Raw genomic sequence first — 15,054 nt, 5'->3', positions numbered from 1 at the left:
GAAGCACGTCAGCCCGGCCCGTCAAAATAGAAAGGGACATATCCACGGTTGGGTCTGATTTGTGCAGGTCGGTCGCGGTCAAAGAATTGGACAGGAGATCAGAATGTTGAAATGCGAAATTACATTATTGGCCAGTGCGATTTTGGTGACAAGCCTTTCGGCAGCGCAGGCGCAGGAGCATCTGATGGGGTTTTTCGTGACCAGCGTCGGAGTGGGCGATGGCGGAAACCTGGGCGGGCTGGAGGGTGCGGATGCGCATTGCAACACGCTGGCCACTGCGGCAGGATCAACCGGACGCGAGTGGCGCGCCTAAATCTGCACGCCTGTACCCTGCAGCACACCATGCTCTAGGGCATAGCGTGTCAGTCCCGCGGTGCTGGAAATTCCCAGCTTGCGTTTAATGTTCTTGCGGTGGGTTTCCACGGTACGCACCGAGATATCCAGGGCCAGGCCGACCTCTTTGTTCGATTTGCCCTGCGCCAGTTGCAGCAGGATGGTCTGTTCGCGGTTGGTCAGCTGTTCCCGGTCCGACCGGTCATAGGGGGCAAGCGAACCTTTGGCGCCGGTGCACAGATAGCGTTGCCCGGCCATAACCGCGTCAATGGCGCGCTTGATTTCATCCGTGGGCACATCTTTAAGCACATAACCCACCGCCCCGTGGCTGAGGGCCGAGCTGATATATTCCGGGCTGTCATGCATTGACAGGATCAGGATTCGCGTATCGGGGCGGCGTTCGAGAATGATTTCAGTGGTCGACAGCCCGCCGATACCCGGCATGTTCAGATCCAGCAGGATCACATCCGGGTCCAGTGCGGCGACCTGATCAATGATGCTTTGCCCATCAGAGAGGTTGGCGATCACCTTGACGTCGTCATAGCTTTCCAGGATCGACTGGATGCCTTCGGCCACCATCGGGTGATCATCCACGATCACAATGCGAACAGGTGTTTTTGTCATGCGCTGGCCTTTGCGTCGTTGTCATTCTTGTCTTGAGGCGGCAGCAGGTGGGTCAGGGGCACTTCGGCGGTGATCACCGTGCCGGTCTTGCTGGATAGTACCCTAAGCGTGCCATCCAGTTGCTCGACGCGTTCCTGCATGTTGCGAAGGCCCAGCCCGCTGCCGGGGGCCTTGTCGGCCTGTTCGTGATCCAGCCCGATACCATTGTCGGCGATCCGCAGCGTCGCCCCCCTGGCGTGGCCGCGCACGTCGATCGAAACCTGGCTCGCACCGGCGTGGCGTTCGACATTTGTCAGCGCTTCCTGTGCCACACGGTACAGTGCAATCTTGGCCTCATCATCCAGACGGTTGCGAAACACAACGGTGCTGAAATCGGTTTTGATGCCGGTGCGGTTACCGAAATCCTCGGCCAGGGCTTTCAGCGCTGGGCCAAGCCCCAGATCATCCAGCGCGCCGGGGCGCAGATCGCGGCTGATGCGGCGAACCTCCTGAATGGCGCCTGACAAATGGGTAATGCCACGATCCAAGGTTTCGCTGGCGCGTTTATCGCCCACGTCCAGTCGCCGTCTGGCGGTGTCCAGCGCATAGCGCACGCCGACAAGGATCTGGCTGATCCCGTCGTGCAATTCGCGCGCCACGCGCCCGCGCTCTTCTTCCTGGGCGTCAAACACCCGCTGGGTCAGCTTTTTCAGCTTGGCATCGGCCAGCCGACGTTCGCGTATGTTGATGAAAAGGCCTGATGTGAAGACCAGCAACAACGCTGCAAGCGTAATTGCGCCAATATAAAGAAAGGTGCGTTGAATCCGGGTTTCGACCTTTTCGCGCGCGGCAGCGACAGTGGCAACCACATCGTCGATGAAGACGCCCGTTCCCACGACCCACCGCCAGTCCTGAAGGCCGATGACATAGGTGACCATTTGTGCCGACTCGCCTGTGCTGGGCTTGGTCCACTCATAGGTGTGATAGCCACCACCCGAACGTGCCAACCGGACAAGTTCGTTGGTTATGGGTTCGCCATGGGCATCGGTCATGCCGGTCCAGTTGCGGCCGATCAGGTCGGTACGGCGCGGGCTGACAAGATTGTTGCCGTCATAGTCGTAGACAAAGAAATAGCCATCCTGACCATAGAGCATGCCCGATAGAATCTGCGTAACTTCCAGCATGGCAGCTTCGTCATCGGGGGCAGCCCGGCCGTAAATGTTGATAAAGGCCGTGCGCGCAATCGACAGATAGTTTTTCAGTTCGGCACGTTTGGCATCAATCAATTGGGTTTCCAGGGTGCGTATTTCCTGTTCGGCCAGTTGCCGGGATTGCAGTGCGACAAGCACGGAAATTGCCACCGCTGCCAGGATCAGTGGCAGGGTCGCCGTCAGAAACAGTTTCTGGCCATAGTTCAGACGAAAACGGTCGCGCAAGTTCTGCATGGCAAAGCGATACGGCGAATCGCTGGCGATTCCCAGCATCTCGTGATTTGCGATGTTTGCGGCTCAGCGCTCGGGCGGTGTCCAGTCGGCATCGGGGACGTTGCGTCGCCGTAGCCGGATCGCAAGCCCAAGGGCCACACCGACGCCGATGGCCACTGTCAGGTCGGCCACGACAGTCAGCACCATGGTCAGCAGCAAAAGCAGCTTGTCAGATCGGCGCGCTGCCAGATGTTGGCGCCATTTATGCGGCTCGCTCATGTTCCATGCGGTCAGGATCAGCAGTGCCGAGAGCGCGGGCAGGGCGAAATATCCCGCCAGCGGGGCTGCCACCATCATCACCAGCAAAAGTGTCATCGCATGCACCAGCCCGGCCACAGGTGTTTTGCCCCCGGCCTGCACATTGGTCGCCGTGCGCGCAATCGCTCCGGTCGCTGGCAAACCGCCAAACAGGGCCGAGCCTATATTGGCAAAGCCCTGTGCCAGCACCTCTGCATTGGGCCGGTACCTTCCTCCGGACATCCGGTCGGCTACGGTGGCTGACAGCAGGGATTCGACGCCGGCCAGAAAGGCGATCACGAGGGCCGAGGGCAAAAGCTCGGTTATGCGGTCAGGGCTGATGGTTGGTATCCGGGGCAGGGGCAGGCAATCAGGCAGGGCGCCAAACCGGGAATAGAGTGTGTCCACGGGCAATGACAGGAACGCCACCGCAGCCGAGCAGATGGCTAGTGCCAGGATCAGTCCCGGATAGCGCGGCGCGGCCCGGCGCAGGGCGATGATCAGGATCATCGCTATCAGCCCCACACTAAGTGCCGCAGGGTTCACCGTGGCCCGTGCAGCCCATAGAGCTGTGATTTTTTCAAAAAAGTCCGCAGGCAGGGTCTCGGCTGTAAGACCAAACAGGTCCTTTAACTGGCTGGTGGCGATAATGATTGCTATACCAATGGTAAAACCGTCAATCACCGCCTCGGGAATGTGGCGCACCAGACTGCCGAATTTGAAATAACCCGCAATCAGCAAAATCACCCCTGCCATAAGCGTGGCCAGTACCAGACCATCATAGCCGTATTCGGCAATGACACCGAACACAACGACAATGAACGCGCCTGTTGGTCCGCCGATCTGCACCCGGCTGCCGCCCAGCAAAGAGATGATGAAACCTGCAACCACTGCCGTGGTCAGCCCGGTCGCCGGGTCGGCACCAGACGCGATTGCAATCGCAAGGCTGAGTGGCAGTGCCACCATCGCAACGGTAACACCCGCAATCAGGTCTGCCCTGAAAAGGGCAGAGGTATAGGTTGGCAGCGTTGAAAGTAACTTGGGCTTCATGATTGTGCAGAAAGCGACGGGAATGCGCCAATTGCAAGCGTATATAGAAGGTAAAAGAACATTTGATCGAGAGGTTAGACCCGGATTGTGCGTATTTTCGCGTTGATCTACGCAGTAGTCGGTATTCCCAACATCATAATCTCACGTTAGGCTATGATCACTTGCAACGATCCGCGTGTGGCTTTGACGTGCTGTGCGCTTCACTAATTCTGGGAGGAAAATCCATATGGATCGTCGTTCTTTTCTAAAAAATACAGCTCTGGGTGGCACCGCCGCTGCGGCATCTACGCTGGCGGCACCGGTTTATGCACAGGGCAAACGTACGCTGACCATGGTCACCACGTGGGGCCGCGGTCTGGCGGGTGTGTTTGACGCAGCGCAAAAATGTGCAGACAACATCAATGCCATTTCTGACGGCCAACTGACCGTCGAAGTCAAAGCCGCAGGCGAGCTTGTGGGCGCGTTCGAAGTGTTTGACGCTGTGACCGCCGGTCAGGCTGACATGTATCACGGGGCTGACTATTACTTTGTCAACCAGCACCCCGGTTTCGCGTTCTTTACCGGCGTGCCTTTCGGTATGACCGCGACCGAGCTGAACAACTGGTATTACCATGGCAATGGCATGGCTATGCATGACAAGCTGGGCGAAATCTTTGGCCTCAAGTCGTTCCTGGGTGGCAACACCGGTACGCAGGCCGGTGGCTGGTTCGCCAAAGAGATCAAGGGCCCCGAAGATTTCAACGGTCTCAAATTCCGCATGCCCGGACTGGGCGGCAAAGCCTTGGGGCATATGGGCGCAAGCGTTCAGAACATTCCTGGCGCCGAAGTGTATCAGGCGCTGGCCTCGGGTGCGATTGACGGCACCGAGTGGATCGGCCCCTGGGCGGATGAAAAGGCTGGTTTCCAGGAAATCACCAAGTTCTACTACACCGCCGGTTTCCACGAACCTGCGGCGGGTCTGACCCTGGCAACGAACCGTGAGGTCTTTGAAAGCCTGACGCCGGCACAACAGGCCGCTGTCGAGATCTCGGCCGGTCACGCCAACGTCTGGAACCTCAGCCAGTACCTGATGAACAACGGTGCGGCGCTTGAGCGTCTGAAAGCCGGTGGTGTGAACGTGCTGGAATTCCCCGACACCGTCTGGGATGCCATGGGCTCCGCCAGCCAGAAAGTCTATGACGAGTTCATGGGCGACGACCTGTTCAAGGAAATCTACGACGATTACATGGCGTCGATGAAAGCCTCGTCCGGCTGGCTTACCGCGTCTGTTGGTGCCTACCGCGCCCAGCGTGACCGTGTTCTGGGGTAACCCCGGCCTGCACTGATCAACAACTGGTCCCGGTTCAGACCGGGGCCAGTTCAACGAAGCGATGGGCTAAAAGGCCCGCTAACATGGGCGTGGGGGAACGATGCTGGACGCAATTGTCTGGGTTTTCCAGAATATCGGCCTGGCTTTCTATAATCTTGGATATGCGCTGACCCATCCGCAGCTGTGGCTGGACTGGTCCGACAAGACCTCGATCATGCGCTTTGTCTATTATGGCGGTTCGGTTGAATTTTTCTTTGTGGTGTTCACTACCTTTCTGGTGTTCACCGCCATCGGCTTGTGGAAAAACGAATTCATGTGGGGCTGCGTGCGCGTCCTTGAAGGTTTTGCCAATACGGTCGGACGCACCGTGGCCTGGGTTGGCCTTTTGATGGTTCTGCAACAGATCATCATCGTCTTTATCCAGCGCATTTTTGCACGGCCGGACATTGTGTTCGGCTTTGGTATCCCGCTGCAGTTCGACATCAGCTGGTATGCAGAAGAACTTAAACTTTACAATGCCTTGGTGGTCTGTCTTTGCGCAACCTACACCTTTGTGCAGGGCGGTCATGTCCGCGTTGATCTGGTCTATTCCGCCGTCAGTTTCCGCACCAAGCGGGTCATCGACATGTTCGGCAGTCTGATCTTCATGATGCCGGTGGCGGTGCTGACTTGGATGTACGGCTGGTATTTCATGTGGCGTCACCTGATCACGCCGAACCCGTCGGCCAGTGATACGCTGGAGCGGCTGATCCTCAAGGCCCGCGCGGTGCGCTGGAATGTCGAAACCATCGGGTTCAGCCCGAATGGATTTAACGGCTATTTCCTGTTCAAGATCTTGCTGATTTCCTTCACCGCAATGGTCTTTCTGCACGCCGTGGCGTTTTTCTACCGCTCGTACCTTGAGTGGAAAGAGGGCCCGGAAAGTGAAAACAAATACCTCGACAGGGACAGCCTTGGCGAAGGTGAAGAAGCCTATGAAGGCACACATTAAGGGGACTTTGGGACATGCTATTGGGACTTGATGGCGTCGAGATCGGCCTGATCATCGTCTTCCTGTGCCTTTTCGGGGGCATTCTTTCGGGCTTTCCGGTGGCCTTTGCTATCGGCGGTGCGGGCATAATTTCTTTCGGGATCATTGCCGCGCTGGATAGTGCCGGTCTGCTGATCCATCAGGCGATTGACACCTCAAGCGAGGCGTTCAATGCGATTGTCGCCACCGGGGTCAAACCGGAAACCATATCGGTCTTCCGATACCCGGATCTGCCGCGTATCGCCCAGCCTGTGTTTGAACGCGGCTGGGAAATCGCGATGGACCGCAACGTGTCGTTTATCGTGAACCGCATGAACGAGCGCGTTCTGGCGGGGGCATCAATTGAAACGCTGCTTGCGGTGTTGATGTTCGTGTTGATGGGAATCACGCTGGAGCGCTCAAAAATCGCCAATGACCTGCTGACAACCATGGCGCGCGTCTTTGGCCCGCTGCCGGGTGGTCTGGCGGTTTCAGTTGTGGTTGTGGGCGCGTTTCTGGCTGCCTCAACCGGTATCGTCGGGGCTACTGTGGTTACCATGGGCCTGCTGAGCCTGCCGACCATGCTGCGCAACGGCTATAGCCCGCAGATTGCGACCGGTGTGATTGCGGCCTCGGGTACCCTTGGCCAGATCATTCCGCCTTCGATCGTGATTGTTCTTTTGGGTACACTTGCGGGTGATCTGTATTCTGTCGCGCAGGAAAACCGCGCGCTTGAGGCGGGCTGCACCGATGCGCTGACCTATCTGGGTGAACCCGCGGTGGTTTCGGTTGGCACGCTTTTTCAGGCGGCGGTACTGCCGGGCATCTTGCTGGCGCTGCTTTATGCCCTTTACGCCTTTGGTTATGCGCTGTTGAATCCGTCCAAGGCACCAGCCGTACAATTTGCCGATCGTGGCGGCGAAGTGATTACCCGCAGCGAAAGTTTTACATGGTTCCTGGGCGTTCCTGTGGCGCTGTTTGCGGGCATGATGCTGCTGTCTTCGGTAAACATCATCGGATCGCAAAGCCTTGTTGTGAATACCTATACCGAACAGGGCGACGTTGCCTCGTTGCGCACCAATGTCAGCCCGGGCTGCAAGGCGTCAATGATCGAATTGCATGGGCAAGAGGCATGGGATGCTGCTGTTGCCGAAGCTGCCGCCATTGACGCGGCTGGCGGGTTTGCGGAAAGTGTCAAACTGACCGAAGAACAAATCGCCGCCGCCGTGATCGAGAAAGAGGCCAACGCGGCCCCGATCGGAACCGGTGTGGCGCTGATCTTTGTGGCGCTGTCGCTTGTTCTGGCAGTCGCCCGGGGGATCAAACCTTCGGCCTCGCCCAAACCACTGCTGATAGGGGCGCTTGGTGTGGTGCTGGGCCTGCTGGTAGACATTCTGCTGATCGCCCCATCAACCAGCCCGGGCGTATCGATCGTGATGCTGCTCATCCCGCTTGCCATGGCGCTTTATGGCTGTGCCGTCGGCGCCGGACGCCTGGCGCAGAATGAGCTGATCCGAGTGGTTTTCCCACCGCTTGTGCTGATTGTGGCTGTGCTGGGGTCGATCCTTGGCGGGATCACCAACCCGACACCGGCTGCAGCCCTTGGGGCAGGGGGGGCGATCATGCTGGCTGCTTATCGCCGCCTGCGTGATCAGGACAAGTCGGGTATCATCATAATCTGGTCGACCCTGGCGATTGTCCTGTCGATCCTGATGGGCATCAATTTCGACCTGCGAATCAATCTTGAAGGGGTCACTTTCGAATCCTGGGTGGCTTTCTTTATCGCCTATGCGGCGTATCTTTATGCCGCCTTTGGCCTGTTATTCTCGTGCTGGGTGCTTTTCACTGGCGGGGTACTGACTCCGATCGTGCGTGAGACGGCCAAGGTGACCTCGATGGTATTTACCATCCTGATCGGGTCGCAGCTTCTGAACCTGGTGGTGATCAGTTTTGGCGGCGAACATTACATCCAGCAATTCCTGAAAAGCTTTGATAGCGAATTCCAGGTCTTCCTGATCGTGATGCTGGTGCTGTTTGTGCTGGGTTTTGTTCTGGATTTCCTTGAGATCATCTACATCGTCATTCCGATCGTCGGCCCGGTGATCTATGGCGGTACGTTTGATCCCAAATGGGTGACGATCATGATTGCGGTGAACCTGCAAACCTCGTTCCTGACGCCGCCCTTTGGCTTTGCGCTATTTTATCTGCGCGGCGTGGCGCCAAAAGAGGTGACCACCGGTCATATCTATCGAGGCGTCTATCCCTTTGTGCTGATCCAGGTTCTGGGACTGGCGATCCTGTGGTTCTTCCCGTCGATCGTTACCATTGTTCCGGCCTTGATCCCGAACTGATCGGCAGCTTTTTGCACACTTCTGTCCCCGGTATCCCCGGGGGCAGGTTGTTCCAGGCTCAAGGGGCACCCAATGATCGTTGAAATCTGGCAAAGCTTTCGCCGCATGCCGCTTTGGGTGCAGATCTGGGTGGCGCTGATCCTTGTCCCGGTGAATCTGGCTGCCTTATGCTTCTGGTCGGCGCCTTCAGGGGGAGTGGTGGCCGTGCTGGCCATCGGGGCGATGGCCCTCAATGGCGTGATCATGCTGATTGAGCGGGGCTTTTCCAAATTGATGGCCGTGCCCCATGTGCTGATATGGACGCCGCTTGTGGTGCTGATCGCCCTGCTGCTGGCCTCGGGTGAATTGCCCGAGAGCTTCCGCAGCTACCTTCTGGCCCTGCTGCTGGTTGATGTGATCTCGCTGGCGTTCGATGTCCCTGACAGCTGGAAATGGTGGAAGGGCGACCGCGAAATCGCCTGACCTGTCGCGCGGCTGCTCAGCCCATTTTGCGCAGGCGTTTGAACAGGCTTGAGGTATCCCAACGCCCACCGCCCATTTTCTGGACGTCCTTGTAGAACTGATCCACAAGCGCCGTCACCGGCAACGAGGCGCCGTTTTCATCTGCGGTCGACAGGCATATGCCTAAATCCTTACGCATCCAGTCCACGGCAAAACCATGCTCGAACTGGTCGTCAATCATGGTCTCAAATCGGTTCGACATTTGCCAGCTACCGGCGGCACCCTGGCTGATCACCTCGACCACAGCGCGCCCGTCCAGCCCGGCCTTTTCGGCGAAATGAAGCGCCTCGGACAGGCCCTGCACCAGTCCGGCAATGGCGATCTGGTTGCACATCTTGGTCATCTGGCCCGCGCCGCTGTCGCCAATCCGGCGACACAGCTTGGCGTATGTATTCATCACCGGCTCAGCCGCGTCATAAGCCGCCTGATCACCGCCGCACATGATAGAAAGCTGCCCGTTTTCTGCCCCCGCCTGACCGCCCGAAATTGGCGCGTCGACGAAATTCAGCCCAGCGGCCCGGGCCGCCTCGTACAGCTCGGCTGTGACCTTGGCTGAAACGGTGGTGTGATCGACAAACGTGGCGCCTTTGGCCATTCCGGCAAAGGCGCCGTCATCGCCCATACAGACACCGCGCAGATCGTCGTCATTGCCGACACAGGCCATCACGAATTCCGCACCGTTCGCTGCCTCGCGCGGGGTAGGGGCCATGCGACCGCCGTGCTGGCTCACCCATTTCTCGGCTTTGGCTGCCGTGCGGTTATAGACACAGACATCGTGGCCTGCTGCTTGAAGGTGCCCCGCCATCGGATAACCCATCACACCAAGCCCAAGAAACGCCAGTTTTGCCATCGTCTTTCCCCTTGCCATTGTCTCGCCCCAGATTTCTGACTATCCCCTTGGCGGGATGCAAGCGAAAACGGGGCGCAGCAGCATGGCAGTGGTGTTCAAATGGTTGCTACGGGCAGCGGGCGGCATGATCGTGCTGGCCCTGATCGTTGTTGTCGGCCTTTATTTACTGCTGTCCCGGTCTCTGCCCGACTATGACAGGACGGTAACCGTAGAAGGCCTGAAAGCACCGGTCGAGATTGTGCGCGACAACGCCAATGTGCCGCATATTTTCGGACAGGACGACACCGATACATTTTTCGGATTGGGATATGCCCATGCGCAGGACCGGCTTTGGCAGATGACGATGCTGCGGCGCACCGTTCAGGGCCGCTTGTCCGAAGTGTTTGGCACCCGCACACTCAACATCGACAAGGTGCTGCGCCGGTACGACCTTTACGGTTTGGCCCGCCAGTCGGTCGAGGTGCAGGATGCGCAAACCATGGCCGCGCTCAACGCCTATTCCGCAGGTATCAATGCCCGGCTGCAAGAGATCAACGACCAGGCTTTGGGCCGGGGCGCGCCCGAGATGTTTTTGTTCAACGCACCGTTTTCGCCATGGCAACCAGCTGATTCCATTGCGATTGTCAAACTTCTGGGGGCCAAGCTTTCGCCGCATCTGGAAGAAGAAGTGCTTTATGCCCGCAGTTCCCTGGCGCTGCAGGATGAGACGCGGCTGGCCGATCTCATGCCGCTGGCGCCCGGCAGCGGCATCGCGGCCCTGCCGGAATATGCGGCGCTTTTTCCGCACTCCGATCTGACTCAATTGGCCCATGCCGGGACCGGGGTCGCAAACCCGTTGTCGCCTTTCCAGCACCGTGCCTTCGCGGGGGCGTCGAACGCCTTTGCGGCGGCGCCCGCACGCTCGGCCTCGGGCGGCACACTTCTGGCGAATGACCCTCATCTCGGGTTCGAGGCGCCGGGTATCTGGTATCTGGCCCGGCTTGAACTGCAGTCGGGCGGGGTGATTGGCGGCACAATCCCCGGTGTGCCGGCGGTTCTCACTGGTCGTAGCGCCGAATTGGGGTGGGCGATCACATCCTCTTATATGGATGATCAGGACCTCCATATCGAAGAGCTGAACCCCGAAAATCCCGAAGAATATCGCACGCCAGACGGGTTCAAACCCTTCGGCACAGCCCGTTCTATCATCAAGATAAAGGGTGCCGATCCGGTGACCCTGACCCGACGCTGGACGGAAAATGGCCCGGTTCTGCCGGGCTCGCACTATAATCTGGCCGAGGTGACGCCGCCGGGCCACGTCGCCTCGCTGTCGTGGACAATCCTGACGCCCCGCGACACCACCCTGAGTGCAGCCATTGCCCTGATGCACGCCAAATCAGTGCCCGAGGCCCTGGATGCAGGCCGGTTTTTCATTGGACCGTCGCAGAACCTGACATTGGTTGACCGGGATGTGATTGCCATGAAAACCGTCGGTGCCATGCCCCGCCGCGCTGCCCGCCACGAAAGCCAGGGGCGTATGCCCAGCCGGGGCTGGTTGCCAGAAAACCGCTGGCAGGGGATCAGCCCCTATTCGGCCAATCCTGAATTCGTGGCGCCTGCGGGGGGGCTTTTGGGTAATACAAACAACAAGATGGTGGACCGGCCGTTTCCGCTGCATGTCAGCTTTGCCTGGGGTGATACCCAACGGGTGCATCGCTGGCGCAAGCTGATGCAGGACCGCGAAGTGCACACCCGCGACAGTTTTATCGAGGCGCAGCTGGATACGGTCAGTTTCACCGCCCGGTCTCTATTGCCGCTGATCGGCGCAGATTTGTGGTTCACCGGGGAATCCGCCCCCGATGGCACACCCGAGCGCCTACGTCAGGACGCGCTCAAGCTGTTGGCCGAGTGGAATGGCGAGATGAACGAACACCTGCCCGAGCCGCTGATCTATGCCGCCTGGTTGCGGGCCTTGCAGGATCGGTTGATCCTGGATGATCTGGGGCCGCTTGCACACGAGTTCACTCACCCTGATCCGGTATTCATCGAGCGCGTTTACCGTGATATCGACGGTGCGGCGGTCTGGTGTGACGTCAAACAATCCTCGCCGGTGGAAACCTGCACCGATATCGCCCGGCTGGCGCTGGATGATGCATTGGTCTGGATCAGCGACAACTACGGCACTGCATTGGAAAGCCTGCGATGGGGGGATACGCATCAGGCCACCCATGACCACCCGGTTCTGGGCGAGGTGCCTGTGTTGCGCTATTTCGTGAATATCCGCCAGTCCACCAGCGGTGGCGATAACACACTTCTGCGCGGGCGCACCCGCGGCTCAGGCCCCGAGCCATTTCAGAACGTGCACGGGGCGGGGTATCGCGGTGTCTATGACTTTGCCGACCCCGACAGCAGCGTCTTTATCGCTGCGACCGGACAGTCGGGGCACTTTCTCAGCCGTCACTATGATGATCTGGCACAGCTTTGGCGCCGGGGCGAATATATACCGATGTCACTTGATCCAGAACTGGCCCGGGCGGCGGCGGTCGGTGTGACAGTATTGCAGCCCGCAACGCAGTAATGACCCGGCAGGAGGCCCAAAAAAATGCCCCCGGGCAATTGCACGGGGGCGGAGATTTTTTGGGTGTCGCGGCCTGGTCCGGGGTTTCAAAGATTTTGCATAAATCCGCTTAAAAACCTTACGGAGCTTACAAAACCCGGGTGGCTGGTTTTACTTGGCGGCCGGACCGATGATCATGATCATCTGACGGCCTTCCATCTTGGGCATATTTTCGACTTTGCCAACGCTCTCAATGTCACTGGCAACCCGTTCCAGCAATTGCCGGCCCAGATCCAGGTGCGCCATTTCGCGACCGCGAAAACGCAGCGTTACCTTGACCTTGTCGCCATTATTCAGAAACTTCACGACGCTGCGCATTTTCACGTCATAATCGTGGGTGTCGGTGTTGGGGCGGAACTTCACCTCCTTCACCTCGATCACTTTCTGTTTCTTGCGCGCCTCGGATTCCCGTTTCTGGGTTTCGTACTTGTACTTGCCGAAATCCATGATCTTGCAGACCGGTGGATCGGCATTGGGGGAAATTTCAACCAGATCAAGACCAGCCTCGTCGGCCATCTCCATTGCTCGCGCGGGGGTTACGACTCCTGCGTTTTCTCCGTCGGCACCGATGAGGCGAATTTCATCCGAGGTGATACGTTCGTTAATACGGGGTCCGGTGTCGCGCGTAGGGGGTGCGTTGTGGGGTCTGCGGGCTATGGCTTTGATCCTTCAATTGTTGGCCGAATTTGAACTGGCAAGGTAAACGGGGCGAGAGGGTCTTTCAAGCGCGAAAATAGGCTGAACTGAGCCGAAATCCGGCTATTTCCCCCTTGTGCCTTTTCAAATGTCCAATCATCTGATTGCTACAAATCATACGGTCGGCAATTCTGCTTTAGGCCAGATTCTCAAGAGGATAGCAATATGAGAAACCTGCTTTGGATAATTCTAGCAATCGTCGTCTTGGCAGGCGGCTATATGCTGTTTACCGGAAAATCAGTTGAAGAGATCACCGAGTCTGTCAGCGGCTCAGTCGAAGCGCCCGAAGCGCTGAGCGAAGCAGCCGAGGCTGCGGGTGAAGCGGTTGAAAATGCCACCGACACAGTTACCGAGGCTGGTGAAGAGGCCGTCGAAGCCGCCACGGATGCGGCGGCTGACGCTGTGGACACAGTTACGGAAACCGCGCAAGAGGCTGCAGATGCCGCGTCTGACGTGGTTGAAGGGGCAGCTGATGTTGCCGCAGAGACCGCCAGCGACGCTATGAACCTGGCTGAAGATGCCGCCACTGATGCCGCGGACGCCGTAACCGACACCGTTGAGGGGGCCACAGATGCAACCGCTGACGCTGTCGAGGCGGCAGCCGACACAGCGACCGAGGCTGCAGATGCGGCTGTGGATACCGCCAGTGACGCGGCAGATGCCGCGACAGATATGGCCACCGAAGCGGCTGACGCTGCCACAGAAACAGCGACCGAGGCCGCAGATACTGCTGCAGAGACCGCCACAGATGCGGTTGATACGACAACCGAAGCTGCCACCGAAGCGGCCGACACTGCGACAGAAGCTGCCGACGCACCGGTTGATTCATCAAGCGAGGCGCTGACAGTTGATGGGTTCGACATGGATAAGGTCAAGGAAATGATCCGGGACGCGGATATTGGTGATCTGCAAAAAGGCCTGCTGACGGAATCACTGAAAAAAGCGCAGGAGAACCCTGAATTGCTGAAATCGGCCCTGGATGCCGTGAAACAGGCCCTGGGCATGTAAACTGCTTACCTGAAGCGTTTCGAAATAAACTGAGGCGCAAGTTTTCCAAGCGCTTTAAAAAAAAGCCCGCGCTGTTGTTTCGGCGCGGGCTTTGCTTTGAGAGATGGTGAATAGCTTTTAGTCGAGAAACGCTTTTTCCACCACATATTCACGCGGTGCCGAGTTGGCGCCTTCGCGCAGGCCGTATTCTTCAAGCATCTCTTTGATCTCAAGGTTGAAAGCCAGGTTGCCACACACCATGGCCCTGTCGGTTTCAGGCTTTAGCGGTTCAACCCCCAGATCCTCAAACACCTCGCCACTGCGCATAAGATCGGTAATTCGTCCCATTTTGGGGCTCTCTTCGCGGGTGGTTGTGGGGTAATAGCGCAACTTGTCGGCAAAGCCCTCGCCAATCAGTTCGGCCAGCAACTCGTCGTTGCGGATGCTTTCAATCAACTCGGCGCCGTATTGCAATTCACCCACTTCGCGGCAGGTGTGGGTGATGATTACCTCGTCGTAATCCTCATAGGTTTGCGGATCGCGCAGAAGGCTGGCAAACGGCGCAAACCCGGTGCCTGTGGCAAAGAACCAGATGCGCTTGCCGGGCAGCAGTGCATCGTGCACCAGCGTGCCTACGGGTTTGGGCCGCAGAATAATCTCATCTCCGGGTTGGATATGCTGCAAACGGCTGGTCAATGGGCCGTCCTGAACCTTGATCGAATAGAACTCCAGTTCCTCGTCCCAGCTGGGTGACGCGATGGAATAGGCCCGCAACAGCGGTTTTTGCTTTCCAGTCTTGGGGTCCGGATCGCCCATCAGGCCGATCATCACAAATTCACCCGAGCGAAACCGCAAAGACCCCGGACGCGTGACCCTGAAGGAAAACAGCCGGTCAGTCCAGTGTTTGACTTCGGTTACGGCCTGCGCATCGGGCAGGGTGGGGACTTTGACGGCGGTCGCTTGGGTCACGGTATTGATCTCGTTCATCATTCCAATTGCCGGTCTGGTTAAACCGACATCCTTTACTAATCTTTGATTCAAGTCAGGT

At 58.2% G+C, this 15,054-nt stretch carries 13 protein-coding genes; 7 read left to right on the top strand and 6 right to left on the bottom strand.

Translation table 11 applies throughout. From position 1 onward, the window contains the following. Positions 1-103 precede the first annotated feature (103 nt). Positions 104-313, top strand: coding sequence for a hypothetical protein (locus PEL8287_RS16620; RefSeq protein ID WP_235862325.1), 210 nt, complete (start codon positions 104-106; stop codon positions 311-313). On the opposite strand, the gene PEL8287_RS16615 is transcribed toward PEL8287_RS16620, so the two are convergent. The 3 genes from PEL8287_RS16615 to PEL8287_RS16605 form a co-directional block, all read right to left on the bottom strand. Further along, positions 310-957, bottom strand: a complete 648-nt coding sequence (locus PEL8287_RS16615; RefSeq protein ID WP_085893563.1) for a response regulator — start codon at positions 955-957, stop codon at positions 310-312. The two genes, PEL8287_RS16620 and PEL8287_RS16615, sit on opposite strands and share 4 nt — an antisense overlap. Then, a complete protein-coding gene (locus tag PEL8287_RS16610) occupies positions 954-2,381 on the bottom strand; it encodes a cache domain-containing protein (protein WP_085893656.1) in 1,428 nt (475 codons plus the stop codon). The genes PEL8287_RS16615 and PEL8287_RS16610 overlap by 4 nt, the downstream gene beginning before the upstream one ends. Positions 2,382-2,444: 63 nt before the next feature. Beyond that, positions 2,445-3,707: a SulP family inorganic anion transporter gene (locus PEL8287_RS16605; protein WP_085893562.1), complete on the bottom strand. Its 1,263-nt coding sequence runs from the start codon at positions 3,705-3,707 to the stop codon at positions 2,445-2,447. A 226-nt stretch (positions 3,708-3,933) separates the two neighbouring features. Here PEL8287_RS16605 and PEL8287_RS16600 point away from each other — a divergent pair, with 226 nt between their 5' ends. From PEL8287_RS16600 to PEL8287_RS16585, 4 genes are all read left to right on the top strand, one after another. Continuing rightward, the gene (locus tag PEL8287_RS16600; RefSeq protein WP_085893561.1) at positions 3,934-5,016 is read left to right on the top strand and encodes a TRAP transporter substrate-binding protein; all 1,083 of its coding nucleotides are present in this window, start codon (positions 3,934-3,936) and stop codon (positions 5,014-5,016) included. Between the two features lie 100 nt (positions 5,017-5,116). Next, positions 5,117-6,007 (top strand): TRAP transporter small permease subunit, encoded by an 891-nt coding sequence (locus PEL8287_RS16595; RefSeq protein ID WP_085893560.1) that lies wholly within the window; start codon positions 5,117-5,119, stop codon positions 6,005-6,007. 14 nt (positions 6,008-6,021) lie between these two features. Further along, entirely contained in the window at positions 6,022-8,376 is a 2,355-nt protein-coding gene (locus PEL8287_RS16590) for a TRAP transporter large permease (protein WP_085893559.1), read from the top strand. 72 nt (positions 8,377-8,448) lie between these two features. Continuing rightward, positions 8,449-8,838 carry a hypothetical protein gene (locus PEL8287_RS16585; RefSeq protein WP_085893558.1) on the top strand — a complete coding sequence of 130 codons (390 nt, stop codon included), beginning with the start codon at positions 8,449-8,451 and terminating at the stop codon, positions 8,836-8,838. Between the two features lie 16 nt (positions 8,839-8,854). Here PEL8287_RS16585 and PEL8287_RS16580 read toward each other — a convergent pair whose 3' ends face one another. Further along, on the bottom strand, positions 8,855-9,727 hold the full coding sequence (locus PEL8287_RS16580) for an NAD(P)-dependent oxidoreductase (protein WP_085893557.1): 873 nt from the start codon (positions 9,725-9,727) through the stop codon (positions 8,855-8,857). Between the two features lie 82 nt (positions 9,728-9,809). On the opposite strand from PEL8287_RS16580, the gene PEL8287_RS16575 reads away from it, so the two are divergent. Then, entirely contained in the window at positions 9,810-12,284 is a 2,475-nt protein-coding gene (locus tag PEL8287_RS16575) for a penicillin acylase family protein (RefSeq protein ID WP_085893556.1), read from the top strand. 150 nt (positions 12,285-12,434) lie between these two features. Here the strand turns inward: PEL8287_RS16575 and infC are convergent, their stop codons facing one another. Beyond that, a complete protein-coding gene (infC, locus tag PEL8287_RS16570; protein WP_268877839.1) occupies positions 12,435-12,929 on the bottom strand; it encodes a translation initiation factor IF-3 in 495 nt (164 codons plus the stop codon). Positions 12,930-13,184: 255 nt separating this feature from the next. Here infC and PEL8287_RS16565 point away from each other — a divergent pair, with 255 nt between their 5' ends. Then, on the top strand, positions 13,185-14,027 hold the full coding sequence (locus PEL8287_RS16565) for a hypothetical protein (protein ID WP_085893554.1): 843 nt from the start codon (positions 13,185-13,187) through the stop codon (positions 14,025-14,027). A 117-nt stretch (positions 14,028-14,144) separates the two neighbouring features. Here PEL8287_RS16565 and PEL8287_RS16560 read toward each other — a convergent pair whose 3' ends face one another. Beyond that, the gene (locus tag PEL8287_RS16560) at positions 14,145-14,993 is read right to left on the bottom strand and encodes a ferredoxin--NADP reductase (RefSeq protein ID WP_085893655.1); all 849 of its coding nucleotides are present in this window, start codon (positions 14,991-14,993) and stop codon (positions 14,145-14,147) included. Positions 14,994-15,054: the final 61 nt, after the last annotated feature.

It is taken from the genome of Roseovarius litorisediminis, assembly GCF_900172295.1.
Taxonomy (GTDB): Bacteria; Pseudomonadota; Alphaproteobacteria; order Rhodobacterales; family Rhodobacteraceae; genus Roseovarius; species Roseovarius litorisediminis.
This window is presented reverse-complemented; position numbering and strand designations above follow the sequence as displayed.